General features: G+C 75.1%; 25 protein-coding genes. 10 read left to right on the top strand and 15 right to left on the bottom strand.

Annotated features, from left to right (window positions below; translation table 11 throughout):
- Positions 1-23 precede the first annotated feature (23 nt).
- Positions 24-932 carry a LysR family transcriptional regulator gene (locus AB0G32_RS21640; protein WP_361165433.1) on the top strand — a complete coding sequence of 303 codons (909 nt, stop codon included), beginning with the start codon at positions 24-26 and terminating at the stop codon, positions 930-932.
- Positions 933-971: 39 nt separating this feature from the next.
- Here AB0G32_RS21640 and AB0G32_RS21635 read toward each other — a convergent pair whose 3' ends face one another.
- Genes AB0G32_RS21635 through AB0G32_RS21625 form a run of 3 tightly spaced genes read right to left on the bottom strand, consistent with a single transcriptional unit; the run spans position 972 to position 2,373 of the window.
- Complete coding sequence (locus AB0G32_RS21635; RefSeq protein ID WP_361165430.1) at positions 972-1,238, bottom strand: hypothetical protein; 267 nt, start codon at positions 1,236-1,238, stop codon at positions 972-974.
- A 41-nt stretch (positions 1,239-1,279) separates the two neighbouring features.
- Positions 1,280-1,513 (bottom strand): MbtH family protein, encoded by a 234-nt coding sequence (locus AB0G32_RS21630; protein WP_361165427.1) that lies wholly within the window; start codon positions 1,511-1,513, stop codon positions 1,280-1,282.
- Positions 1,510-2,373 (bottom strand): hypothetical protein, encoded by an 864-nt coding sequence (locus AB0G32_RS21625; RefSeq protein WP_361165424.1) that lies wholly within the window; start codon positions 2,371-2,373, stop codon positions 1,510-1,512. The genes AB0G32_RS21630 and AB0G32_RS21625 overlap by 4 nt, the downstream gene beginning before the upstream one ends.
- Positions 2,374-2,593: 220 nt before the next feature.
- Here AB0G32_RS21625 and AB0G32_RS21620 point away from each other — a divergent pair, with 220 nt between their 5' ends.
- Both AB0G32_RS21620 and AB0G32_RS21615 read left to right on the top strand, forming a co-directional pair.
- Positions 2,594-3,922 (top strand): lysine N(6)-hydroxylase/L-ornithine N(5)-oxygenase family protein, encoded by a 1,329-nt coding sequence (locus AB0G32_RS21620; protein ID WP_361165421.1) that lies wholly within the window; start codon positions 2,594-2,596, stop codon positions 3,920-3,922.
- Positions 3,923-3,964: 42 nt separating this feature from the next.
- A complete protein-coding gene (locus tag AB0G32_RS21615) occupies positions 3,965-4,294 on the top strand; it encodes an antibiotic biosynthesis monooxygenase (protein WP_361165418.1) in 330 nt (109 codons plus the stop codon).
- Between the two features lie 45 nt (positions 4,295-4,339).
- Here the strand turns inward: AB0G32_RS21615 and AB0G32_RS21610 are convergent, their stop codons facing one another.
- Together AB0G32_RS21610 and AB0G32_RS21605 are read right to left on the bottom strand one after the other, a co-directional pair.
- Positions 4,340-6,130 (bottom strand): aminotransferase class I/II-fold pyridoxal phosphate-dependent enzyme, encoded by a 1,791-nt coding sequence (locus AB0G32_RS21610; protein ID WP_361165415.1) that lies wholly within the window; start codon positions 6,128-6,130, stop codon positions 4,340-4,342.
- Between the two features lie 95 nt (positions 6,131-6,225).
- The gene (locus AB0G32_RS21605; protein ID WP_361165412.1) at positions 6,226-7,455 is read right to left on the bottom strand and encodes a styrene monooxygenase/indole monooxygenase family protein; all 1,230 of its coding nucleotides are present in this window, start codon (positions 7,453-7,455) and stop codon (positions 6,226-6,228) included.
- A gap of 634 nt (positions 7,456-8,089) precedes the next feature.
- Here AB0G32_RS21605 and AB0G32_RS21600 point away from each other — a divergent pair.
- On the top strand, positions 8,090-9,028 hold the full coding sequence (locus AB0G32_RS21600; protein WP_361165409.1) for a TauD/TfdA family dioxygenase: 939 nt from the start codon (positions 8,090-8,092) through the stop codon (positions 9,026-9,028).
- A 68-nt stretch (positions 9,029-9,096) separates the two neighbouring features.
- Here the strand turns inward: AB0G32_RS21600 and AB0G32_RS21595 are convergent, their stop codons facing one another.
- On the bottom strand, positions 9,097-10,644 hold the full coding sequence (locus tag AB0G32_RS21595; protein WP_361165406.1) for a carboxylesterase/lipase family protein: 1,548 nt from the start codon (positions 10,642-10,644) through the stop codon (positions 9,097-9,099).
- Between the two features lie 208 nt (positions 10,645-10,852).
- Here AB0G32_RS21595 and AB0G32_RS21590 point away from each other — a divergent pair, with 208 nt between their 5' ends.
- Positions 10,853-11,317, top strand: coding sequence for a MarR family transcriptional regulator (locus AB0G32_RS21590; protein ID WP_361165403.1), 465 nt, complete (start codon positions 10,853-10,855; stop codon positions 11,315-11,317).
- Positions 11,318-11,322: 5 nt separating this feature from the next.
- Here the strand turns inward: AB0G32_RS21590 and AB0G32_RS21585 are convergent, their stop codons facing one another.
- The gene (locus AB0G32_RS21585; protein ID WP_361165400.1) at positions 11,323-11,784 is read right to left on the bottom strand and encodes an anti-sigma regulatory factor; all 462 of its coding nucleotides are present in this window, start codon (positions 11,782-11,784) and stop codon (positions 11,323-11,325) included.
- Between the two features lie 191 nt (positions 11,785-11,975).
- A complete protein-coding gene (locus AB0G32_RS21580; RefSeq protein ID WP_361165397.1) occupies positions 11,976-13,160 on the bottom strand; it encodes a PP2C family protein-serine/threonine phosphatase in 1,185 nt (394 codons plus the stop codon).
- Between the two features lie 121 nt (positions 13,161-13,281).
- Between AB0G32_RS21580 and AB0G32_RS21575 the strand changes: the two genes are divergently transcribed.
- Complete coding sequence (locus AB0G32_RS21575) at positions 13,282-13,716, top strand: MarR family transcriptional regulator (protein WP_361165563.1); 435 nt, start codon at positions 13,282-13,284, stop codon at positions 13,714-13,716.
- Positions 13,717-13,877: 161 nt separating this feature from the next.
- On the opposite strand, the gene AB0G32_RS21570 is transcribed toward AB0G32_RS21575, so the two are convergent.
- The 6 genes from AB0G32_RS21570 to AB0G32_RS21545 all read right to left on the bottom strand — a co-directional run bounded on the left by AB0G32_RS21570 (position 13,878) and on the right by AB0G32_RS21545 (position 19,243).
- On the bottom strand, positions 13,878-14,846 hold the full coding sequence (locus AB0G32_RS21570; protein ID WP_361165394.1) for a threo-3-hydroxy-L-aspartate ammonia-lyase: 969 nt from the start codon (positions 14,844-14,846) through the stop codon (positions 13,878-13,880).
- Positions 14,847-15,327: 481 nt separating this feature from the next.
- On the bottom strand, positions 15,328-15,564 hold the full coding sequence (locus tag AB0G32_RS21565) for a hypothetical protein (RefSeq protein WP_361165391.1): 237 nt from the start codon (positions 15,562-15,564) through the stop codon (positions 15,328-15,330).
- A 111-nt stretch (positions 15,565-15,675) separates the two neighbouring features.
- Positions 15,676-16,674: a mechanosensitive ion channel family protein gene (locus tag AB0G32_RS21560; RefSeq protein WP_361165388.1), complete on the bottom strand. Its 999-nt coding sequence runs from the start codon at positions 16,672-16,674 to the stop codon at positions 15,676-15,678.
- 94 nt (positions 16,675-16,768) lie between these two features.
- Positions 16,769-17,758 (bottom strand): MASE1 domain-containing protein, encoded by a 990-nt coding sequence (locus AB0G32_RS21555; RefSeq protein WP_361165385.1) that lies wholly within the window; start codon positions 17,756-17,758, stop codon positions 16,769-16,771.
- Between the two features lie 122 nt (positions 17,759-17,880).
- Entirely contained in the window at positions 17,881-18,711 is an 831-nt protein-coding gene (locus tag AB0G32_RS21550) for a PP2C family protein-serine/threonine phosphatase (RefSeq protein WP_361165382.1), read from the bottom strand.
- Between the two features lie 82 nt (positions 18,712-18,793).
- Complete coding sequence (locus AB0G32_RS21545) at positions 18,794-19,243, bottom strand: hypothetical protein (protein ID WP_361165379.1); 450 nt, start codon at positions 19,241-19,243, stop codon at positions 18,794-18,796.
- A gap of 784 nt (positions 19,244-20,027) precedes the next feature.
- Between AB0G32_RS21545 and AB0G32_RS21540 the strand changes: the two genes are divergently transcribed.
- From AB0G32_RS21540 to AB0G32_RS21525, 4 genes are all read left to right on the top strand, one after another.
- Positions 20,028-20,903 carry a helix-turn-helix transcriptional regulator gene (locus AB0G32_RS21540; RefSeq protein ID WP_361165376.1) on the top strand — a complete coding sequence of 292 codons (876 nt, stop codon included), beginning with the start codon at positions 20,028-20,030 and terminating at the stop codon, positions 20,901-20,903.
- Positions 20,900-21,136, top strand: coding sequence for a DUF397 domain-containing protein (locus AB0G32_RS21535; protein ID WP_361165373.1), 237 nt, complete (start codon positions 20,900-20,902; stop codon positions 21,134-21,136). The genes AB0G32_RS21540 and AB0G32_RS21535 overlap by 4 nt, the downstream gene beginning before the upstream one ends.
- A 60-nt stretch (positions 21,137-21,196) precedes the next feature.
- Entirely contained in the window at positions 21,197-22,012 is an 816-nt protein-coding gene (locus AB0G32_RS21530; RefSeq protein WP_361165560.1) for an SAM-dependent methyltransferase, read from the top strand.
- 94 nt (positions 22,013-22,106) lie between these two features.
- On the top strand, positions 22,107-22,691 hold the full coding sequence (locus AB0G32_RS21525; protein ID WP_361165369.1) for a GNAT family N-acetyltransferase: 585 nt from the start codon (positions 22,107-22,109) through the stop codon (positions 22,689-22,691).
- A 14-nt stretch (positions 22,692-22,705) separates the two neighbouring features.
- Here AB0G32_RS21525 and AB0G32_RS21520 read toward each other — a convergent pair whose 3' ends face one another.
- Positions 22,706-23,470 carry a class I SAM-dependent methyltransferase gene (locus AB0G32_RS21520; protein ID WP_361165366.1) on the bottom strand — a complete coding sequence of 255 codons (765 nt, stop codon included), beginning with the start codon at positions 23,468-23,470 and terminating at the stop codon, positions 22,706-22,708.
- Positions 23,471-23,689: the final 219 nt, after the last annotated feature.

Below are 23,689 nucleotides of genomic sequence, written 5' to 3'. Positions count from 1 at the left end.
CACACCCCCTATGCTGTCCGCTCATGGACATGACGCTGGTCGGGCTACGGGTGCTGCGCGAGGTGGCGGAGCGGGGCACGTTCACGGCGGCGGCCGAGGCGCTCGGGTACACGCAGTCGGCCGTCTCCCGGCAGATGGCGGGCCTGGAGCAGGCGGCCGGCGTCCGGCTCTTCGACCGGCACCCCGGCGGGGTACGGCTGACCGGTCCCGGGCGCGCGCTGCTGCGGCACGCGGTGGTCGCGCTGGACGCGGTGGCGGCGGCCGACGAGGAACTGCACGGCACCCGGAGCGACGGCGGCGCCGTCCGCCTCGGCTTCTTCCCGCCGGCCGGCCCGGTGCTGGTGGCCGCCGCGCTGGCGGCGCTGCGCCGGGACCGTCCCCGGCTCCGGGTGACGACCCGGGAGGCCACCACCCCGGCACTGGTGCGGGCGGTGCGGGCGGGCACCCTGGACCTCGCCGTGGTCACCTCCCGGCCACCGCACCGCTCCCCCGACACCGGCGACCCGCCGCTGCGGGCCGAGCCGCTGCTCGAGACGCGGCTGGCCGTGGCGGTGCCGACGGACGGCCCGTTCGGCGCGCGGGACCAGGTCGGCGCCGCGGAGCTCGCCCGGGAGCCGTGGATCGCCGGGCCGGGCGGCGCGGCCGAACCGCTGCTGGGCGTCTGGCCGGGACTGCCCGGCCGCCCGGTGGTCCGGCACACCGCGCGGGACTGGCTGACCAGGCTGCACCTGGTCGCCGCCGGGGCCGGGGTCACCACGGCGACCCCGGCGCTGCTTCCCGTCCTGCCCGCCGGGGTGCGGCTGGTGGACGTGGCAGGGGTCGCCGAGGAGATCCGCCGGATCAGCCTGGTACGGATGCCGGGCGCGCTCGCGGCACCGGCACAGGCGGTGACGGCCGCACTGCGGCGAGAGGCCGACCGGACCATCGGCTGAGCGCCGCCACGGGCCGGCGCGGGCAGGGACGCCGGGCGGTCAGGGGGTGTCCCCCTGCCAGTCGAAGCACCGGGCGTCCGGCGGACGGGGCGCGTAGACGGCCCGGCCGCCGGGGCCGTACCTGCCTATCTCGGTGGGCAGGGCGATGCTCTCCGGCCGGCCGTCGCCGAACGTGCCGGTGACGTCCAGGAGCAGACCGTCCAGCGGGCCGCCCACCAACTGTGCGTACACATGTCCGGTCCGCGGCCCGGGGTCACCGTGCTCGGCTCCGTAGACCCGGCCGCGCATGAACTCCGCCTCATCCATGCCGAACAGCCTCGCACCCGGCACTGACATCGCGGCCTCGGTCAGCCGTCCATCGCCTCGGCCAGGCTGCGGGGCCGCAGGTCCGTCCAGTGCGTCTCCACGTGGTCCAGGCAGGACTGCCGGGCGGCGGGGCCGTGCACCACCCGCCAGCCGGCCGGGACCTCGGCGAAGCCGGGCCAGAGGCTGTGCTGGTGCTCGTCGTTGACCAGGACCAGGTAGACCCCGTCGGGGTCCTCGAACGGGTTGCTCGTCGCACCGCTCGTCACGTCACTCATCGGTCGGTTCCTCCCTCTCTGCGGGTACGGGACTCTCCGCGGGCGCGGGGAGCCAGGCGCAGTCGTCCGTCGGCCGTCCGGCGGGCGGACCGGCCCGTGCGGTACATGCGGGAGCCGGGCCGGCCGAACGGATCGGCGACGAACCGTCCGGCCGTCGGGACCGGGCGGCTCGGGCGCCCGCCGGACGGCCCCGTGCCGCCCAGGTACAACTGGCCGGTGACACCGGCCGGAACCGGCTGGAGGTACCCGTCCAGGACGTAGGCCCGCGGGCCCGGGCCGGTGTCGTCGGCGCGGGCGAGGGCGTCGGTCAGCAGGGTCCGGAGGTGGCCGAGGGCGCGGTCGGCGGTGGCGGCGTCGAAGAGCCCGGGGTGGCAGGTCGCGCGGGCCGCGCCGCCGCGTACGTCGAGCAGCAGGTCGAGGGGGGCCCGGAAGCCGGTGGCGGGCCGGCCGGCGGTGGCGAACGCCGTGTTGAAGAACAGGCCGCCGCCGCGCGTCGGCGCCGGACGCACCTCGTCGGCCGGCATCTCGACCGGCAGCCGCTGGCCCTCGGACCGCTGCCACGCCTCGGTCACCCGCCGCACCAGTTCCCGGAAGCCGGGCTCGTACCGCGGCGACACCCGCACCGGGAGCCCGTCGTGACCGGCCGTCAGGTCGGTCACGCCGCTGTAGCGGTGCAGCAGGGCGAAGAAGGCGGCCGGCAGTACCGGGCCCGGGGCGTCCGGCACGCCGGTGAGGGTGCGCGTGCGCCGGTGCGGGGACGGCCGGCGCGGGTGCGGCCGGTCGCAGGGCAGGGGCACCTCCGGGGGCGGCGGGGTGAGCAACCGCCGCCAGTGGGCCAGGGCTTCCTCGGCACCGCACACGACAACGCGCCTCCCGACAGGTCGCTCGCGGCCCCGGGGCCGGACCGGCGCCATCGTAAAGTAAGGGTCCCCTGATGCACAGGGCGCGCGGCCGTGCCGGGACCACACCCTGCCCACCCGTTGCTAGGTAAGCCTAACCTTATCTAGCATGTGCCTGCTGGGAGCAGCCTGTGTTCTTTCCGGGGAACGCCGGGTTCCCGCGACGGGAGGCGATGACGCGGTGACGACGTTGCACAGTGGGCCGGATTCCGTCTACGACGTGCTGGGCATCGGATTCGGTCCGGCCAACCTCGCCCTCGCGATCGCCCTGCACGAACACGGCGCCGGCGCGGGCCCCGAGGCGCCGTTCCGCGCCGGGTTCCTGGAACGGCAGCCGCGGTTCGGCTGGCACCGGGGCATGCTGATCGACGACGCCACCATGCAGGTGTCCTTCCTCAAGGACCTGGTGACCATGCGCGACCCCACCAGCGACTTCAGCTTCCTGTGCTACCTGCGCGAACACGGCCGGCTGGCCGACTTCCTGAACCAGAAGACGCTGTTCCCGCTGCGGGTGGAGTTCCACGACTACTTCGAGTGGGCCGCCGCCCGCGTCGGCCGGCTCGTCGAGTACGGCGCCGAGGTGGTCGCGGTGCGGCCGGTCACGGAGGACGGCGAGGTCCGCTGGTTCGACGTGGTCAGCCGTGACCCGGCCGCGCCCGACCGGCGCACCGTGCGCCGCGCCCGCGCCCTGTGCGTGGCCACCGGCCTGGAGCCCCGGCTGCCGCCCGGCGCCGTGCTGTCCGACCTGGTCTGGCACACCAGCGAACTGGTGCCCCGGGTGGCGGAGTTGGTCCGCTCCGGGCGGCCGGTGCGGCGCGCGGTCGTCCTCGGGGCCGGCCAGAGCGCCGCCGAGGCCGTCGACTACCTGCACCGCAAGCTGCCGGACGCGGAGATCTGCTCGGTGTTCGCCAAGTACGGCTACACACCCGCCGACGACAGCCCGTTCGCCAACCGCATCTTCGACCCGGCGGCCGTGGACGTCTTCTACGGCGCGCCCGCCGAGGTCAAGCAGTCCCTGTTCGACTACCACCGCGGCACCAACTACTCGGTGGTCGACATGGAGTTGATCGAGTCGCTGTCCCGGACCATGTACCAGGAGCGGGTGCAGGGCAGGCAGCGGCTGCGGATGCTCAACGTCTCCCGCATCCGCGAGGTCGAGACCAGCGACCACGACGTCCGGGTGACCGTCGAGTTCCTGCCGACCGGCGAGCGCGAACTCCTCGCCTCCGACGTCCTCGTGCACGCCACCGGCTACCGGCCGCAGGGCATCGGGGACAGCCTCGGCGAGATCGCCAAGCTCTGTCTGCGCGACGACGAGGACACCCTGCGGGTCGGCCGCGACCACCGGGTGCAGACCGCGCCGGGCGTCACCGCCGACGTCTACCTCCAGGGCGGCACCGAACACACCCACGGCCTCAGCTCGACCCTGCTGTCCACCACCGCCGTACGCGCCGGGGAGATCTGCGCGTCCCTGCTCGCGCGGCACGGCGTCCGGGCGCCGCGCGGGTGACCCGGACCGGCCGCCGCGGGGCCGGTACGGCAGGATGAGGCCATGAGCGTAGTCAAGATCAACGTACTGACCGTGCCCGCCGAGCAGCGGGAGACGCTGGAGCAGCGCTTCGCCTCCCGGGCGGGCGCCGTGGAGAACTCCGACGGCTTCGAGTGGTTCGAGCTGCTGCGTCCGGTCGAGGGCACCGACACCTACCTGGTCTACACCCGGTGGCGCGACGAGGAGTCGTTCCAGGCGTGGATGGAGGGGCCGATGAAGTCCGCCCACCAGGGCGGCGGCGCGGCGGGCGAGCGTCCCAAGCCGGCGGCGAGCGGGTCCACGCTGTGGTCCTTCGAGGTGGTCCAGCAGACGGGTCCGGCGGCCGGCGCGTAGCCGGGGCCGGCCCGGCCGGTGCCCGGACCGCCGTACGGGACCGGGTCAGCCGGCCGGTCCGGCGGCCGTGGCGGCGACGGCGGTGGTCCGGGGCGTGCCGGTGGTGGCCGCCGGGCCCGGCCGGAGCGTCTCCAGGGCGGCCTGGCAGGCGGCGACGATACGGGTGTTCTCGGCGGTGTCCCGGACCGCGACGCGCACCGCGCGGCCCTCGTAGCTCGGTGACAGCGGGGACAGGTCGCGCAGGTACACCCCGTGGCGGCGGCACTCGGCCACCATCCGGGCGGCGCCCGGATGGTCGGGCGGCAGGGTGAGGGTGAGGAAGTTCGCCACGGACTCCTCGACCGCCACCGTCTCGTCCAGGGCCGCCAGGCCGGCGGCGAGAGCGCGGCGCAGGGTGTGGGTGCGCAGCCAGCGGTCGGTGTAGTACGCCGGGTCGCGCAGCGCCGCCACCGCGGCCAGCTGTGCCGGGAGCCCGATCTGCCAGGGCGGCGTCCAGTCGCGCAGGAGGGCCGCGGTGGCCGGTTCGGCCACCAGGTGGGCGACTCGCAGGCCGGACAGCGCGTACATCTTCGACAGCGAGGCGCAGACCACCACCCGCGGGTCGGTCGCGGCGAGTTCGGCGAGCGACTCGGTGAGTCCCGCGTAGCCGAGGTACGCCTCGTCGATCCACCAGCGGGTCCGGGGCGGCGCGGCGGCGAGCAGCGGCCGCAGGCCGGCGGCGGGGGCGTGCACGCCCGTCGGGTTGTTCGGGTTGACCAGGACGACGAGGTCGTAGTCGCCGGCGGCGACGGTGGCCGCCAGCCGGTCCGGGTCGATCCGCCAGCCGTCCTCGCGGCGCAGCCGGAACCGGTCGACCCGGCAGCCGATCACCCGCTCGGTGACATGGGCGTACTCGCCGTAGCAGGGGTCCGTCAGCAGGACCCGGCTGGCCGGGGTCAGCCACCGGCCGAACGCCCGGTAGATCAGGTCGGACGAACCGGCGCCCACCGCGAGCGTCTCCACCGGCAGCGCGCGGGCGGCGGCGATCCGCGCGAGCAGGCCCTCGGCCCCGGCGGGCGGCGAGGTGCGGGCGGTCCAGGCCGGGTCCTCGGCGAGCGCCGCCCGCACTCCGGGGGCCGGCGGGAACCAGGCGTCCAGCACGTCGGCGGCGACGATCCGGTGGCGCCGGTCCAGGTCGGTGAAGTCGGTGCCGATGGCGGTGAACGAGGCGCCGCCGTGTTCGCAGCCGTCCGGCGGAACGGCGAACGGCACGTCCAGCCGCCAGTCGGTGCGGGCGCGCAGCCGGTCGACGGTGGCGCGGTGCCGGCCGGTGGCGGCCCGGCTCAGCTCGCGCACGCTCGCGGTCAGCACCTCGAAGGACGGGGCGCCGCTGCGGACGGTACGGCCGGCGGGGCGCAGTCCGGTGGCCAGGTACATGGGGAGCAGGTCGGTGCGGCCCATCGCCACCACCCGGCGTCCGCCCCGGGCCGCGATCCAGCGCAGCGCCGCGTACATCAGCAGCGGCGCGGCGGCGGTGGACCGGCGCTCCGGTTCGACGGTGAGCAGCCGCACCTCGAACACGCCGTCCTCGGCCAGCACCGGCAGTTCCTCGCGCGTGAGGTACTTCTCCAGCGCGTAGCGGCCGGCCCGGGGCGGTGTCACGCTGACGAAGCCGGTGCGGACCGGGCCGTGCGCCACGACCAGGTACACGTTGTCGCCGTCGAGTCCGTCGTGCAGCTGTCCGGACGGGTGCGGCGGATGCTGGCCCAGTTCCCGTGCGTACACCCGGTGGCGCAGTTCGTGGATCCACGGGAGATCCTCGGTGGTCGCCATGCGCACTTGCGGGTCACGGGCCATGAGCAACTCTTCCGCCGCGGGATGGGCTCCCATCGTGCGGGCCGGCGGCGGGGCGGGGCAGCGCGGTGGGACGCAGCCGGCGTGAGTACGCGTACTCAGGCGCGGTCGGGCGCGGTGTGCCGGGCCAGGAACGCGCGGGTGCGCTCGGGGGTGGCGACGATGCGCCACTGCCGGTCGGGGTGGCCGAAGTTGTCGGTGAACTCGTCGGCGGCGCCGCGCAGTTCGCTCATCGCGCCCAGCAACCGCCGTACGTGCTCGGGTGGCTGGAGCATGAGCTCGGACCAGCCGGCCGCGCCCCGGACGACCTCGGCGCGGCGGGCGGCGACCCGGCGGCAGAACAGTTCGTCGAAGACGGGGTCCGCCAGGACCGCCTCGGCGACGACCGCCGCGCTGTACGAGGCGATGTTGGCGCCCTGTCCGACGATGGGGTCGACGACGGTGTGGGCGTCGCCGAGGGCGAGCGCGTACCGCCCGCCGGGCAGTCGCGCCCAGTCCGCCCGCACGGTCGGCACGACCGCCGTCCGTACCAGGTCGAGCGGGCCGGTGAGGCCGAACCCGGCCGGGGCGGTGCGGGCGGCGACGGTGGGGTGGTGGGCGGCGAGTTCGTCGAGCACCGCCCGGCGGAACGCGGCCGGATCGGCCCGGTGGTCGATCTCGCAGAGGGCGTCGGCGCCGCCGCCGGGCACGCACTCGAAGAGCAGCGCGGTGACGTGTCCGTCGCGGGAGTAGAGCGGTATCTCGATCAGTTCGCCGCGGCCGGGGGCCAGGGACAGGGTGACGCCCTTGGGTTCGGCCGCCGCGATGCCGTGGTAGAGGCCGGCGCACAGCCGGCGGCGCGGCGCGGTGGCCGAGCCGGGGCCGTCGAGCCGGGGGAAGAGACCGGCCAGCGGTCCGCGTCCGGCGGCCACCACGAGGAGGTCGTGCCGGGCCGCGAGCCGCTCCACGTCGGCGGCGGCCACCGGGCCGATGCGCAGTCGGCCGCCGCGTTCCTGGAACACGTCGGTCAGGGCGGGCAGCACCAGGCGGTGGTCGACGCCGCAGGAGGGGCTGGTGAAGTCGCCGCGGAAGGACAGCGGCCCGGGGCCGCCGACGTAGTGGTGGTGGCAGGTGTAGCCGTATTCCTCGGCGGACCAGAAACCGACGCCGAGCGCCGCCTCCCGGCGCAGGGTGGGGGCGTGGTGCGCGACGGTGGCCGGCAGCCGGCCGGTGGCCACCTGGGCCGGGGTCCGGTCGCTGTAGAGGGTGACGGGCAGGTCGTGCTGCCGCAGCAGGAGGCCCAGGTGGAGACCGGCGATCCCCGCCCCGATGATTCCGATGTCCGGCATGGCGACGCTCCTGGGAGGCGGCCGTCGCACCCCGTCCGCGCGGGGACCGCGACTTGGCGGCTGGCTGGTGCGTGGCGTGCGTGGGCTTGCCCGGGGAAGCCCTACCCTCCCGCGCGGCCGGTATGCGCGGCGTTCCGCGGGGCGAGACGGCGGACGCGGGGCCAGGCCGCCCGTCCCGCGCCGGACGTGGCCGGCGCGGCCGGCCGGCGACGGCGGAGAACGTGTCCGCGCCGGTGTCCGACGGACGTCCGGTGCGCGGTCGGTGGTCACGGCGGCACCACGGCGGCCCGTTGACAGCCGCGCGGCTGGATCACACAATCGGTCCATGCTCATCTACTGGTTCGAGTCAGCTGCGGGGCCTCTGCGCGTCCCGAGGCGAACCGGGTGTGAGCGCTCCGGCCGTTAGCCGGAGACCTTCCGCGAGTCCGAGTCCGAGTCCGTTCCCGAGGGCTCGGCGTTTTCACCGCTTTCACCGGCGTCCCGTCGCATCGGACGCCCACCCGCCGTTGCCAGGGCCGGCCATGACGGCGGCGCGCCGCGGACGGCCCTTTCCCGCGTACCGGGTGTCCCGTCCGCCCCGCCCCGCGCGTCCGCCGTCCCGCCTGCCCGGCCCCGGCCCGAAGGAGAGGACCCCATGACCGCCACGGCCGACCTGCCGGCAGCCACGCTCCGCACCGCGCGCATCCCGGGAGACGGGATCTACGAGGGGCCGCGCGTCCTGCGCCGGCTGCCCGACGGGTGGCAGGAGCGCCCGTACGAACTCTTCGACGTCGTCCCGCAGGCCCGCACCATCGGTGCCGAGATCCGCGGGGTGGACCTCTCGGGTCCGCTGTCTCCCGCCCTGCGCGCGGAGCTGGACCGTGCCCTGCTGGAGTGGAAGGTGCTCTTCTTCCGGTCCCAGCACCTCAGTTCCGACCAGCAGCGCGCCTTCGCCCGGAACTGGGGCGAGCTGGAGACCAACCCGCTGCTGGCCACCGGCGCCAGCGAGGACGTCGTCCGCTTCGACAAGAGCCGCGGCGCCGCCCCCACGTTCGAGAACGTCTGGCACACCGACGTCACCTTCCGCGAGCGCCCGGCGCTGGGCGCGGTCCTGCAACTGCGCGAGGTGCCCCCGTTCGGCGGTGACACCATGTGGGCGGACATGGCCGCCGCCTACGACAACCTCCCCCAGCGGGTGAAGGACCGGATCGACGGCGCCCGCGCGGTGCACGACTTCATCCCCGGCTTCGCCCGCTTCTACGGTCCCGAACGGCTCGCCCCCTTCCAGGGCCTCTTCCCGCCTGTCGAACACCCCGTCGTGCGCACGCATCCCGCGACCGGGCGGCGGATGCTGTTCGTCAACACGTCCTTCACCACGCACATCACCGGCATGGACCGCGAGGAGAGCGACCGGCTGCTGCGGTTCCTGTTCCAGCAGGCGCATGTGCCGGAGTACCAGGTGCGGTTCCGCTGGCAGCCGGGCGACATCGCGTTCTGGGACAACCGCGCCACCCAGCACTACGCCGTGGGCGACTACGGCACCCGGCGTCGCGTCGCCGAGCGCGTCGCCATCGCCGGCGACCGCCCGTACTGACCCCGCGTCGCGGGCCCGGCCCGGGACGGGGTGACCGTCCCGGGCCGGGTCGCGCGGTCCGTCGCGGATCAGGAGCCGGACTGGTTCCACAGGTCGCACTTGTGCTGTTCGGGGAAAGCGGTTCCCGAGGTGATCGCATCGGGGGCGAGGGTCTGCACCTGCGGGTGGAGCGGCCAGCGCGGAGCGCCGGCCGCGTACGGGACGCCGGTCTTCGCGAAGTTGGTCCAGTAGCCGAGCATCGAGTCGGCCAGGGCGTTCTGGGCGGGGGTGCCGTCGACGCCGCCGAAGACGTAGCGGATCTCGGAGCCGTGCGGGGCGCCGATCGGGAAACTGATCGGCAGGGCGAGGTAGTCCATGGCCTGCCGATCGGCGAACTCGTACTGGTAGGAGCGGACGTACCGGGCGGCCAGACTCGCCGTCCGGGACTGCGGGCAGGCGAACGGGGAGTCGGTGAGGATCGCGCCCAGGGCTTCGGCGGGCGTTCCGTAGTCGGTGAGCGGGTAGCGGGCGAGGATCGCGTCGGCCCGCTCGCCGTACAGGGCCCGGACCGCCGGCGGGTATCCGGCGGCGGTGAGCGGGCGGCCGGCCAGGTCGTAGGTGGTCGCCACGGAGAGCCGGCCCTCGTCGGCGGTGGTGCCCTGGAGCACGGGGACCCGGTGGAACCGTCCGCTCTCCAGCGCGTCGGTCACCTGCCGGGGCAGTACCGCGCCGTCGACGTTGGGCGTCCAGCGGGCGGTGGGACTCTGCGCGGCGCTGAGCAGCCGGTCGGCGGGCAGCGCGCGCAGGCACGCGGCGTCCGCGCAGCCCAGTGACTGGGCCCAGGCGGTGCCGCCGCGCTCCTGCGACTCCTGGGTGGGCAGGGTGAAGCCGCAGCCCGACTGGGCGATGGCCCGGTCGAACAGGCCCGCGGTGCGCGGCGAGACCAGGTTGTGGCAGACGCTGCCGCCGCCCGCCGACTCGCCGAAGATCGTGACGTTGGCGGGGTCGCCGCCGAAGGCCGCCGCGTTGTCGCGCACCCAGCGCAGCGCGGCCTGCTGGTCGAGCAGGCCGTAGTTGCCCGACACGCCCTCGGCGGACTCCCCGGCCAGGCCGGGATGGGCCAGGTAACCGAAGGCGCCGAGCCGGTAGTTGAGGGTGACGACGACCACGTCGCCGTCGGCCGCGAGGGTGCTGCCGTCGTAGAAGGCCCCGGAGCCGACGGTGAAGCCGCCGCCGTGGATCCAGACCATCACCGGCCGTTTGAGCGGGGAGGGCCGGGCCGGGGTGTGGACGTTGAGGTAGAGGCAGTCCTCGCTGGGGGTGCCGGGTCCGGCCAGGTCGCCCCACGGGCTGCCCGAGGCGGTCTGCATGCACGGGTCACCGGGGGTGGTGGCGTCGCGGACGCCGGACCAGCGCGCGGGCGGCGCCGGCGGGCGCCAGCGCAGCGCGCCCACCGGCGGGGCGGCGTAGGGGATGCCGAGGTAGGAGTGCGCGCTCTCGCCCGCCGCGCCCTGTACCTGGCCGTAGCGGGTGGTGACGGTGGGGCCGTCGGCGGCGACGGCGGGAGTGGACCACGCCCCGGTGGCCAGCAGCAGCAACGCGCCCGCCCAGACTCCGAGTTGTCGTGCCCATGACATTGCGGTTGGCATTACGGGTACCTCCGTCGGGAGAGGGTGCCAAGCGACGACCTCCGCAGTCTGGCCGTACCGGAGCCCGGCCCGCACCACGCGAATCACCGGTCCCCGGACGCGTCCGGGCCGGCACCGGACCGTCCGGCTCGCGGCCGGGGACGACAGCCGGGGCCCGGTCCTGCTTGCGCCGCGGGTCTTCGGGTACAGCCTTTGCATGACCCGTCTCGACGGTCCCGGTGGCGACCCCCAGGCCGTCGCCCGGGAGCTGGCCGACGCCGTGGACAGTCTGACGGCCCTGTGGTCAGTGGCGGCGCAGGGCGCGGCGCTGCGGCTGTCCCCGCATCAGCTGCGCGCGCTGCGGACCGTGCGGGAGGCGCCGGGGCTGAACCTGACGGGCCTCGCCCGGCGGCTGGACATCGGCCCGCCCACCGCCAGCCGGCTCTGCGACCGGCTGGTGGCGGCCGGGCTGCTGGAGCGGGACGCGCATCCGCACCGGCGGCGGGAGGTGCGGCTGCGGCTGAGCACCCAGGGCCGGCGGGTACTGGACGAGGTGGCCGACCGGCGGGCCCGGGCCCTGGCCCACGCGCTGGCGGGGATGGCACCCGCCGACCGGGCGGCGCTGCGCCGCGGACTGCGCTCCTTCCGCCAGGCCGTGGAGCCGGGGCCCGCCGCGGAGTGAGCCGTTCAGCACGGTAGCGCCGGGTCCCGGACGACGACCGTGACCGTGGTCCCCCGGCCGGGTTCCGTTTCGATCGCGAACTCGTGGACCAGCCGTCTGGCCCCGCTCAGGCCGAGCCCGAGGCCGCCGCCGGTGCTGTAGCCGTCGCGCATCGCCCGCTCGACGTCCGGGATGCCGGGACCGGTGTCGGTGAACACCAGCCGCACGCCCCGGGCCCGCTCGCCGCCCAGCGTGCCGATGTCCAGCTGTCCGCCACCGCCGTGCAGCAGGGTGTTGCGGGCCAGCTCGCTGGCCGCGGTGACCAGTTTGGTCTGGAGCACCAGGCCGAACCCGAGGCCGGCCGCGGTCCGCCGGACCTGCTGCCGGACCCAGGCCAGGTCCGCGTCGGAGCCGATCGGCAGGGTGCCGGTGGACGCGCGCACCTGGGCCGGCCCGGCGGCGGGCCGGTCCTGCGCGGGTGCGGTCATCGCGGACTCGCCGGCCCGGCCGCGGCGGCCCGTTCCCGGCGGTCGGTCGGGGAGACCCCGGCCCGCTCCGTCACCCGCATCGTCTCCCTCGGCGCGACCGCCCGGGCCGCCGTCGGCCGTACCGTCCCGCCATTTATTGCCGTATGACAAACATTAGCCCGGCGCGGGCCGCGGGAACAACAACGCGGGGGTCAACGCCCGTGCCAGTCCAGGCAGACCACGAGGGCGTCGTCGTCCGGCGCGCCGCGGCCGCGGTGGCCGGTCAGCTCGCGCAGGACGGCGCGCGGCACCTCGGCGGCGGGCAGCAGCCGGGTGGCCTGCACGGCCCGGGCCAGCGCGCCGTCGCCGTAGACCTCCCCCTTCGGCGAGACGGCCTCGTAGACCCCGTCGCTGACGGAGACCAGCCGGTCGCCGGGCCGCACCTCGAACTCCTGCGCGACATAATCGGTCTCCTCGAACATGCCGAGCGGCAACTGGGCCTCGAAATCGACCCGTTCCACCCGTCCCGCGCGCAGTCGCAGCAGCAGCGGGGAGCCGGCGTCGACCACCCGGGCGCGTCCCGTGCCGAGTTCGAAGTCGAACATGAGGACGGAGAGATAGCGGCGGCCGCGGTAGTGGGCGAAGACCGCCTGGTCGGCCAGGCACGCCTGATCGGCGATCGGCAGGCCCGCCCGGCGCGCGTTGCGCAGGGCGTTGACCGCCAGGTTGGTCAGCAGCGACGCCTCGGTGCCCTCGCCCATTCCGTTGGTGACGTACAGCATGAGGTGGTCGGCGGTCGCGGACCAGTCGAAGTTGTCGCCGAAGACGGCGTACGCGGGCTCCAGTTGGGCGCCGAGTTCGTACTCGGGCCGGGCGCAGGAGCGGCCGGGCAGCAGTTGCCACTGCATCTCGGCGGCCAGGGTGAGCCGGTCCGTGCGGCGGGCCAGCAGATAGCGGTCGGTGTCGCGTTCGGCGACGATCAGCTCGTGCCCGAGCACTTCGGCGATCTCCGCGAGCTCGGGCAGGACGGCGCGCGCCCGGTCCGCGTCGGGCAGTTCCACCGACAGCACGCCGAGCCGGTCGCCGCGCACGGTGACCGGCAGCTGCACTCGGGCCCGGCCGTCGCCGGCCGGTTCCAGGTACGGCTCCTGGGCGCCGAAGGCCCGGCCCGCCGGGCCGTTGTGCACGGAGACGGGGTGCCCGGTCTCCGGCGGCGCGGTCACCGGCCGCAGCACGGTGAGGCCGTAGTCGACGAGATAGAGCTGGACGCCGTCCGCCGCGTACCCCCGCGCCAGTGCGCGGCGGGCGGTCTCGGGCAGTTCGTGGGGCGCCGCCGTGCGCAGCGCGCGTACGGCGGTCTCAAGTCTGTTCACGGCAGTGAATGCACCTGTCCTCATCATCTGTTCGGGGCGCGGGCCGGCGGCGCGCGCCTAGTAGGCTGACGGCTCGTCCAGCGCCTGCGAGAGGGTGATCGTGAGCGTCTTCCGTCCCCGCCCGGAGCCCGCCGAGGTCGCGCGGGTGACCGCCACGGCCGCGGAGCTGCTGGAAGTTCTGTGGGGCCGGGCCTCGACCGCCCCGGCCTCCGCGTCCCAACTGCGCGTCCTGCACATCCTGGAGCACCACGCGGGCATCACCCTGGGCACCCTCGCCGACTCCCTCGCCTCCACCCCGCCGTCCACCAGCCGGCTCTGCGACCGGTTGCAGGCGGCCGGTTTCGTCGAGCGGGTGACGAGCCCGGAGGACCGGCGCGAGGTCCATCTGCGCCTGAGCGGCCGGGGCCGCGCCTTCCTCGCCGACCTGCGCGAGCGGCGGGAGCGGGAGGTGCGGTCGGTGCTGGCGCTGATGCCGGCCGCCGACCGCGGCGCGCTGCTGACCGGGCTGGAGGCGTTCTGCGCCGCCGCGACGGCCCGGACGCGCGGCGACGTCCGCGAAGTCGACGGCCGTACCGCCTGACCCCCCGTCCCGCCGGGACCCGCCGGCCTGCCGCCCGTTCATGTGTGACCCGGCCACCACGTCCGGGGCCGCCTCCTCTCGCGAGCCGGATACCCCGTGCGGCGCGCGATGTGCCCGGCCCGGCCTGTGGCGAACGTCTCGGGGCCGGCGTCCGCCCCGGTTCAGCCGGCGAGCAGCGCGCCGAACCGGGCGGCGTCGACGTTGCCGCCGGAGGCGATGACGCCGATCCGCCGCGGCGGGTCCTCGACACGGCCGGCCAGCAGGGCGGCCAGCGCGGTGGCGCCGCTGGGTTCGAGGACGATCTTCAGGCGTTCGAAGGCGAACCGCAGGGCCTGCACGATCTCCTCGTCGGTGACGAGCGCGATGGCGTCCACGAGGCGCCGGTTGACTGCGAAGGTGATCTCGCCGGGGGTGGGCAGGGCCTGGCCGTCGGCGATGGTGTGCGGGACGGGCACGGTGACGCGTCGGCCGGCGGCCAGGGAGCGCTTGGTGTCGTCGCCCGCTTCGGGTTCCACGCCGATCACCCGGACCGCCGGGTGCAGCGCCTTCGCGGTGACGGCGCTGCCGGCGATCAGCCCGCCGCCGCCGACCGGCACGACCAGGGCGTCCAGCGGGCCGGTGTCCTCGAACAGTTCGAGCGCGGCGGTGCCCTGGCCGGCGATGACGTGCGGATGGTCGTAGGGCGGGATCAGGGCCATGCCGCGGTCCCGGGCGAGGGCCTCGCCGAGCGCGGTGCGGTCCTCGGTGTAGCGGTCGTAGGTGACGATCCGCGCGCCGTATCCGGCGGTGGCCTCCCGCTTGGCGCGCGGGGCGTCCGCGGGCATGAGGATCACGGCGGTGGTGCCGAGTTCGCGGGCGGCCAGCGCGGTGGCCTGGGCGTGGTTGCCGGAGGAGTAGGCGGCGATGCCCTTGGCCCGCTGCTCCGGGGAGAGCCGGGCGGCGGCGTTGTAGGCGCCGCGGAACTTGAAGGCGCCGACCCGCTGGAAGTTCTCGCACTTGACGAAGACCTCGGCGCCGATGCGCGCGTTCAGCGTGCGGGAGGTCAGTACCGGGGTGCGGTGGGCGACGCCCGCGAGGCACGCGGCGGCGTCGCGGACGTCGTCGAAGGTCACGGGCGAGGCGGCGGCCATGATGCGTCCCTGGGAAGGTGCGGCGGTCCGGGCGGACCGGGTGCGGAATTCACAACCGGCGTCAGCCTAGTGACGGGGCGCGTACGGGACACGCGCGGTCCGGGGAGGGGCCCGGCGGGGGGGAGGGGCCGGCCCTGGGCCCGGTGGGGCCCGGTAGGGGGAGACTTCGGGCCGGGAAGGGCTCCGGACAGGAAAGGGCCCCAGGCCGGGAAGGGCTCTGAGCCGGAGAGGACTTCGACAGGGAAAAACTCCTCCGGCACGGAGAGCGGAGAGAGCCCAGGCCAGAAGCGGCTCCGGCAGGGAAAGGCCCCGGGCCAGAAGCGGCTCCGGGCCGGGGAGGGCCCCAGGCCGGGATGGGTCGCGGCCGGGGGGGAAATGCCTGGGAAGGCTTTGGGCCGGGATGGGCCCCGGGCCCGTCCCGGACCGGTGTGCGGTCCGGGGCGGGCCCGGGGGTCGGACGGGGGCGAGCCCCGGTCCGGGACTAGTCGCGGCCGGACTCGATCTCCAGCTCGGCGCCGCGGTGCTGCTCGGCCTTGCCGGCCCAGGTGACACCGTTCTCACCGCCGACGTTCATGAACTGGCCCGCGGCCTTGTGGTCGAAGTAGCCCGCCTCCAGCTCGAACCCGTGCGGGCCCTCGTTGGCGGTGGCGGTGCCGGCACCCATCATCGCGGCGGTCAAGGACAGCAGCCCGGCGGCCACGAACGTACGCATACGCATGCGTGTCTCCCTATCTCGTACAGGTTGGACGTCGCCATGCCTTCCCCCCGTGCGCGGCCGTCGGCCCGGAACCCGGCGACGATCACCCGGACGGTCATCCGGAAGACACGCTCAGCGCAGCGCCGCCGCCTCCCGGCCGTCGGCGCCGTCGTCGCCCCGCAGCCAGAGGGTGCGCCGCGGGAAGGGCAGGGCGATGCCGGCCGCGTCCAGGGCCTCCTTGACGCGGCGGCGCAGCTCCCGGGTGACGGCCCACTGCTGCATGGGCGCGGTCCGCGCCGCCAGCCGCACCGTCACCCCGTCGGCGTCCACCGACTGCACGCCCCAGACCGCGGGGTCCTCCAGCAGGACGCCCTCGAACGCGGAGTCCTCGCGCAGCGTCCGCCCGGTCTCCTCCAGTACCCGGTAGACCTCGTCGAGGTCCGCGTCGTAGGCCACCGCCACGTCCAGGACGGCGCGGGCCCACTCCTGGCTGTCGTTGCGCACCCGCATGATCTCGCCGTTGCGGATGTGCCACAGCCCGCCGTTGAGGTCCCGGACGTGGGTCAGGCGCAGTCCGACCTGCTCGACCTCGCCGACGGCCTCCCCGAGGTCGACGGAGTCACCCACGCCGTACTGGTCCTCGATCATGATGAGCATGCCGGAGAGGTAGTCGGCGACCAGGCTCTGGGCGCCGAACCCGATCGCCAGGCCGACCACCCCCGCGCTGGCCAGCAGCGGGCCGAGCGCGATGCCGACCTGGTCCAGCACCATCGCGACGGCGATCACGAACAGCACGACGGAGACGATGCTGCTGAGCACCGAGCCGATGGTCCGCGCCCGCTGTTCGCGGCGTTCCCGGGCGCGGGAGCGGTCGCGGTGCAGCACCGCCGGGCCCCGGCCGCCGCGCCGGGCCGGTTCCCGGGCGCCGTCGCCGGGTTCCAGGATGCGCTGCACGACGCGGGTGATGGCCCGTTTGGCCAGCATCCGCACCAGCGCCACACCGACCACGATGAGGGCGATGCGCAGGGGTATCCCGATGAGTGCCGTCACGTGGTCGTGCGCCCAGTCCGGCATCGCCAGTGCCGGTGCCGCGGCGGGGTCGGGGGTCGAGTGGTCGGGTACGTAGGCCATGGACCGTGCTGCTCCTGTCGTCGGTGGGGAGGCGATGATCTCGGGCGCGCCTACCCAGGGGCAACGGAAAGCATGGTGGCGCCGGACCACCGGACTACGACAGGGGTCCGTCCCCGCCGGGCCGCCGGCCGGGCGGTGAGTCCCCCGCGGTGAGGTGCTCCAGCGCGGCGGCCAGTTCCAGGCAGGCGCGTTCCACGGATTGCCTGGTGGTGCGCTGTTCGGTGATGACCGCGGACAGCAGGAGCGCGGTGAGCGCCATGGTGCCGTTGAAGGCCTGGAGTTTCATCATCACCTCGGTCTCGGTCAGCCCGGTGAACGGACCGCGTCCGTCGGTCGCGGCGAGGGTGGCCAGGACGGAGGCGAGGAGGGCGCACAGGATGCTGCCCGCGAGCTGGAAGCGCAGGGCCGCCCAGATCAGCAGCGGGTACACCAGGAACTGCACGTCGAGGGTGCTCTGCGTGGCGAGCGGGACCAGGACGCAGGCTACGACGGCCAGGCCGCCGGCCTCCTTCCAGCGGACCTCGCCGAGCGGGGCCCCGCGGGCCCGGTGCAGCACGAGCAGCAGCGGGGTGACCAGGACGACCCCCATGGCGTCGCCCACCCACCAGGCCAGCCAGACGGGCAGCAGACTGCCGGTGTCGACCTTGCCCGCGGCGAGGAGCAGGGCCACCCCGGTGCAGGCGCTGATCACCATGCCGGTCAGGGCCCCCAGGAACACCAGGGCCAGGCCGTCGCGCAGCCGGGCCAGGTCCGCGCGGAAGCCCGCCCTGCGCAGCATGAGGTAGGCGCAGACGGGGGCCGCGGTGTTCCCGGCGACGACACCGATGGTGGAGGGTCCCGGGGTCGACAGGGAGAGGACGACGCACAGGGCGCCGAGTGCGATGCCCGGGGCCGCGCGCAGCCCGAGGATCAGCAGACAGGCCAGCGCGACGCCGGTGGGCGGCCAGATGGGCGTGACCACTGCCTGGTCCACGGCGAGCCCGCGCAGCAGTCCGAGGCGTCCGGCCGCGTAGTAGCCGGCCGCCACGCCCAGTGTCTCCAGCGCGAGGACGACCGGTCGCCGCCGGCCTCGGATACCCACCACCCGGCCATCAGACAACGGTGCCGCCCGGTCGGCCAGACGGGATCGGCCGGGTGCCGGGTGCCGCCGGGCGGAGCGGGCGGGCCCCGGGGCGGCGACAGGCGGGCCCGGGTGAGGTCAGGACCTCACGTCCCGGCCCGGCAGCCGTCGTGGCCGACGACCAGTACCGCCGCGTCGTCCTCGTGTCCCACCAGCGCGGCGTTCTTGATCACCGCGCCGGCCAGCGCATCGGCCTCCAGGTTGGCGACCGCGGCGGCCCCGGCCAGCCGGACCACCTGGTCCAGGCCCTCGTCGACGCTGAGCGCGGGGCCCTCCACCACTCCGTCGGTGAGCAGGACGAAGACGCCGCCCGTGGTGAGCCGGTACCGGGTCACCGGGTACTCGGTGCCGCCCAGCACGCCGAGCGGCGGCCCGCCCTCGTCCTCGGCGATCCCGGCCCTGCCGTCCGCCGTGGCCCACACACAGGGGATGTGTCCGGCGCGGGCGCTCTCCAGTACCCCGGTGGCCGGGTCGAGGCGCATGAAGGTGCAGGTGGCGAAGCGGTCGCCGCCGAGGGAGAGGAGCAGGTCGTTGGTGCGGGCCAGCAGGTCGCCGGGGTGGCCGGTGACGGAGGCCAGCGCCCGCAGGCCGGCCCGGACCTGCCCCATGAACGCCGCCGCGTCGATGGTGTGGCCCTGTACGTCGCCGACGGACAGCCCGATGCGGCCGTCGGGCAGGGTGAAGGCGTCGTACCAGTCACCGCCCACGTCCAGCCCGGAGTGGGCCGGCGAGTAGCGCACGGCCAGGTGGAAGCCGGGGATGACGGGCAGGTCACCGGGGAGCATGCCGCGCTGGAGGGCGACGGCCAGTTCCACCCGGGAACGCTGGAGTTCCGCGTGGCGGCGCGCCTGGGTGGTCAGCGAGCCGAGTCTGGCCAGCAGCTCGTCGCCGCCCGGTGCGGGGCGCTTGCCGAACATAGTCACTCCGGTGGGTGAGCCCGTTCAGCACGTTAATCCGCTTCACACCTTTTGTCATCCTTCGCCCGGACGGCCCGCGGGGTCAGCCGGAGGCGTCCAACTGCCAGCACGGCGGGCGGCCGGCCAGCCGGCAGGTGAGGACGTAGAGGGGGATGGGCGGGGTGTACGGCGAGCCGGTGCGGGGCGCGTGGATGAGTCCGGGCCGGTCCGCGCCGGGCTTCGGCCGGTGGGTCGTGGTCCAGGACGGGTCGGCCACCCGGGCGCCGACCGCGTAGGTGGTGCCGGGCGGCCAGATGACGCCGATCTCCGAACCGGCGGGGACGATCCACCACCAGCGCCGGCCGTCGGCGAAGACGCAGCCGACGCGCGGGAGGCGGTCCATGATGTGCGCGCCGTGTTCCCGGGGCAGGCCCACGGCGTCGTAGCCGAGGTCCGCGGAGAGCGGCGCCGGTATCCGCAGCCGCCCGGCGTGGTCGGGCGGGCACGGCCGCGGGCGGGGCGACGACAGGTCGGGGCGGAGCGGTCGGTTCATGAGGGGGGTGTCCTTCGGCCAAGTGGGGGATGGGCCGGGCCCGGCGGCACGGGCCGCCGGTGGTGCGGGCGGCGGCCGCTCTCAGCGGGGCACCGCCGCGGTGCTGTGCTCTGTTCTCGACGGGCGGGCTGCGGCGCGGGGCGGGCGGATTCGAGCCATGCGGTGGAGCCGGGCCCGCGCGGTCCGGCGACCCGGTGTCCGACCAGGGGTGTGCTCGGACCGGGCAGCGCCCTGCCCGCACCGGCCGGCGCCGCGCACCGGTGGGCGGGGCGGGACGGGAGGGCACCCGGAGGCGGGCCGGTCGGGGCCGTCGGCCCGGGGAGTCGACCGGTGTGCCCGCCTCCGGGTGTGCGCGGCGGCCGGGCGCGCCCCGGTGGTCGACCGGAGTGCGCCCGGCCTCCGCGCTGCCGCCCCGCGGCTCCGGCTCGGGCGGGCCGGCCGCGGGTGGCATGGCTGGGGTGACGCGCCGGTCCGGTGGTGGCCGGGCGGCTCGTCCGGCGTCCGGCGGAGGAAGGGCCGTCCATCGCCGTCGCCTTCCGTCCGCCTTCGCACCGGGAACGCCCGGACCGCCGGCAGCCGGTGCGGCATCACCGGTGTACGTGACAACCGGAACGGTGACTCCACTGTGGCACCTTCCGACCACGCCTCGCAACCGGCAAGTTGAAAATTGCAAGTGCCCACGTGCATGCTGCTCCTCGCGGCGACGTGGCCGTGTGTGCCCGTGTCACCTCGGCCCATGAGACGGTGACCCGGAAACTTTTCCGAGCGAGCGAGGGAGTGCGGCGTGCGGGCGGAGACCGACTGGGGCGGTGCCCCCTCCGTTCTGCGCATGATCCTCGGCAAGCAGCTGGAGGAGCTGCGTTCCCGGGCCGGGCTGTCCTTCGAGGAGGCGGGCGAGGCCATCGGGGTCAGCCACTCCACGATCCGCCGCATGGAGGCCGCCAAGGTGGCCCGGCTGCGGCTGACCGACGCGGAGAAGCTCCTCCAGGTCTACGGGGTGACCGACCAGCAGGAGATCGACACCTTCCTGAAGTCGGTCCGCGAGGCGAACAAGCGCGGCTGGTGGCACACCTACCGCGATGTCATGCCGGACTGGTACGCCGCCTATCTGAGCCTGGAGCAGGCGGCGTTGCAGATCCGGGCCTACGAGAGCGAGTTCGTCCACGGGCTGCTCCAGACGGAGGCGTACGCGCGTGCCCTGCTGGGCGCCGGCAATCCGCACGCCCCGGCCGAGGCCACCGAGCGCCGGGTGGCGCTGCGGATGCGCCGGCAGGCACTGCTCACCCGGCAGGCGCCGCCCCGGGTGTGGGTGGTGATGGACGAGACGGTGCTGCGCTGGCCGGTCGGCGGGCCGGAGGTGATGCGCGCGCAGCTCGGGCACCTCATCGAGGTCAACCGGCTGCCGCAGGTGACGGTGCAGCTCATGCCGTTCGCCAACGGGCCGCATCCGGCCATGCGGGCGGGCGCGTACCAGCTGTTCCGGTTCCGGGCCCGCGAACTCCCCGACGTCGTCTACCTCAACGGCCTGGTGGGCGCCGTCTACCTCGACAAGGGCGACGACGTGGTGGTGTACCGGGAGGCGCTGGACCGGCTGGGCGCCCAGGCGACGCCGGCCGCCCGGACCGAGGCGGTTCTCGACGCGCTGCGCAAGGAGTGGTGACGGTGGACCCCCGGCCGCCGCACGGCACGCCCGCTCCCGCGCCGGAGGGACGGCTCACGGCGTGGAGCGACGCCGCCGCGGGTTCGTGCTTCGAGGTGCGGCGGCTGGCCGACGGGCGGGTGGCGATGCGCCGGTCGGCCGACCCGGGCGGGCCAGAACTGGTCTTCCCGGCGGACGAGATGGCGCGCTTCGTGTCGGGTGTGAAAGCCGGTGCCGCCGACTTTCTGCTGTGAAGTGTGCTTTCTTTGTTGAGCGTTGGCCCGAACCTAACGACCTGTATGGGAGACATGACGGTGCCCGACAACGGATGGCCCGCTGACCGCATCGACACCGACCACGCGCACTCGGCGCGGATCTACGACTACATCCTGGGCGGCAAGGACTACTACCCGGCGGACCAGGAGGCGGGCGACGCCATGGCCCGGGAGTGGCCCGCCCTGCCGATCCACATGCGTGCCAACCGGGACTGGATGAACCGGGCGGTGCGCTGGCTCGCCGAGACGGCCGGGATGCGTCAGTTCCTGGACGTCGGCACGGGCATCCCCACCTCTCCCAACCTCCATGAGATCGCCCAGGCGGTGGCGCCCGACGCGCGGGTGGTCTACGTCGACAACGATCCCATCGTGCTCACCCTCTCCCAGGGGCTGCTGGCCAGTACGCCGGAGGGCAGGACGTCGTACCTGGAGGCCGACTTCCGGGATCCGGCGGCCATTCTCGACGCGCCGGAACTGCGCGAGACCCTCGACCTGACCCGCCCGGTGGCACTGACGGTGATCGCCATCGTGCACTTCATGCTGGACGCGGACGACGCGGTGGGTGTGGTGCGCCGGCTCCTCGAGCCGCTGCCGTCGGGCAGTTACCTGGCGATGTCGATCGGCACCGCGGAGTTCGCCCCCGAGGAGGTGGCGCGGGTGGCCCGGGAGTACGCGGCCCGTGACATGCCGATGCGGCTGCGCACCCTGGCCGAGGCCGACGAGTTCTTCGAGGGTCTGGAGCTGGTCGAGCCGGGCATCGTGCAGGTGCACAAGTGGCACCCGGACGGCGCCGGTGAGCAAGGCATCCGCGACGAGGACATCGCGATGTACGGGGCGGTCGCCCGCAAGCCGTGACGTCTTCGCGGGGCGCCGGACACCGACGGCCCGCGCGGCCCCGGGGGGCGCCCCCGCCCCGGCGGGCCGCACCCGTCTCTGGCAAGCTGACGGTGTGACAGCGCCCGAGACAGTGCACGCCCTCGCGTTCGCCCAGATCAGCCGGCCCGACCAGCTCTCCCCGGCGCTGCGCCGGGAACTGCTCGCCTGCTGGGCGGCGGTGGCCAACGCCGGCGGTGCGGTCATCCCGGCGGACTGCCCGCTGCCGCCGGTGTCGCCGGCCCATCTCGCGCCGGCCCTGGACCGGCTCGTCGGGAGCCTCGCTCCCCGGCACGCCCGGCTGCTCGTGGCCACCGCCGACGGCGCGCTCGTGGGCTGGCTGCTGGTGCGCCGCGAGGCGCATCCGCTGGAGGCGCACTGCGGTGTCGTCAACCACGTCCAGACCCAGGTGTCGGCGCGCGGTCTGGGCATCGGGGCGGCGCTGATGCGGTACGCCCGGGACGTGGCCCGCGACGAGCTGGGCCTGGAGCGGCTGAAGCTGACGGTGCGGGCCGGCCTCGGACTGGAGGACTTCTACCGCAAGGCCGGCTGGACGGAGGTCGGCCGGTGGCCGGGGGCGCTGCGGGTGGCGCCCGGCGACGACCGCGACGAGATCCTGATGGCCCTGGCCCTCGGGGACGGGCGCCCCGCCAAGGGCTGACCGCCGAAACGGGGTCAGTCCTTGACCGCCACCAGCACACAGCTGTCCCCGAACTGCCAGACCGGTGCGATGTGCCGGAAGCCCGCCCGGCGCAGCAGCTCGGTGTGCCGGCCGAGCGAGAGGTCCTCCGCGCCGCCGCCCCCGGCCGGCCGGCGCCGCTCGCGTTCGGCGAACAGGTCGGCGAGTTCCGGGTCCCGGGCCGCCGCCGCCCACCAGGACCGCCAGTCCTCGTGGGTGTGCGCACCCGTCCGCTCGGCGCGCCGGCGTCCCACGTGCGCGGTCAGGCCGGCGCAGGGTGCCGCGGCCGGCGGGAAGTGGTCGCCGTTGACCAGGACCCCGCCGGGCCGCAGCAGCTCGGCGAGGGCCCGGTAGGTGTCCAGGAGTGTGGGCTCGTCGAGATAGTGCAGGGCGGTGGTGGAGACGGCGGCGTCCAGGCCGCGACGCAGTCCCAGGGTCTCGGTCCAGCCGTCCGCCCCGATCACGGCGTCCACGTACCGGGCGGCGTCGGCGTGATGGGTGCGCCCCAGCTCCAGCAGCAGGGGGTCCATGTCCACGGCGACGATCTCGGCGGCCGGCAGCCGGTGGGCGAGCCGGGCGGACAGCGAACCGGGGCCGCAGCCGAGGTCCAGCAGGAGCGGCCGGGGGCCCGCCGTCGCCGTGCCGTGCTCGACCACGTCCGCGATCACCGTGAACCGCTCCTCGCGGTCCACCGCGTAGCGCCGCTGCTGCCGCTCCCAGCGCTCCACCCACGCCCTGGCCGTTCCCATGCTCACGCCCATCTGGTCGCGCCACCTCTTCCGTTTCGCACCCGTACCGTCCGAGGCAGAAATCTACAGGTGGAAACGGTTATCACTTACCACTCGGGGCGGCGGCCGGGCAGTCGCCACGTGTACCTGCCCGGTGGGCACCCCCGCCGGTCCCGGTACCGGGCCGAGTTGCTGCGGTGCGAGGAGAATCCGCCGGTGCGTCCGGCGGGCCGCCCGACGCCCCGATCGCCG

The organism is Streptomyces sp. NPDC023723, assembly GCF_040639815.1.
Classification (GTDB): Bacteria; Actinomycetota; Actinomycetes; order Streptomycetales; family Streptomycetaceae; genus Streptomyces.
Note: the sequence above shows the minus strand (reverse complement) of the source record. Positions and strands in the feature narration are given on the sequence as shown.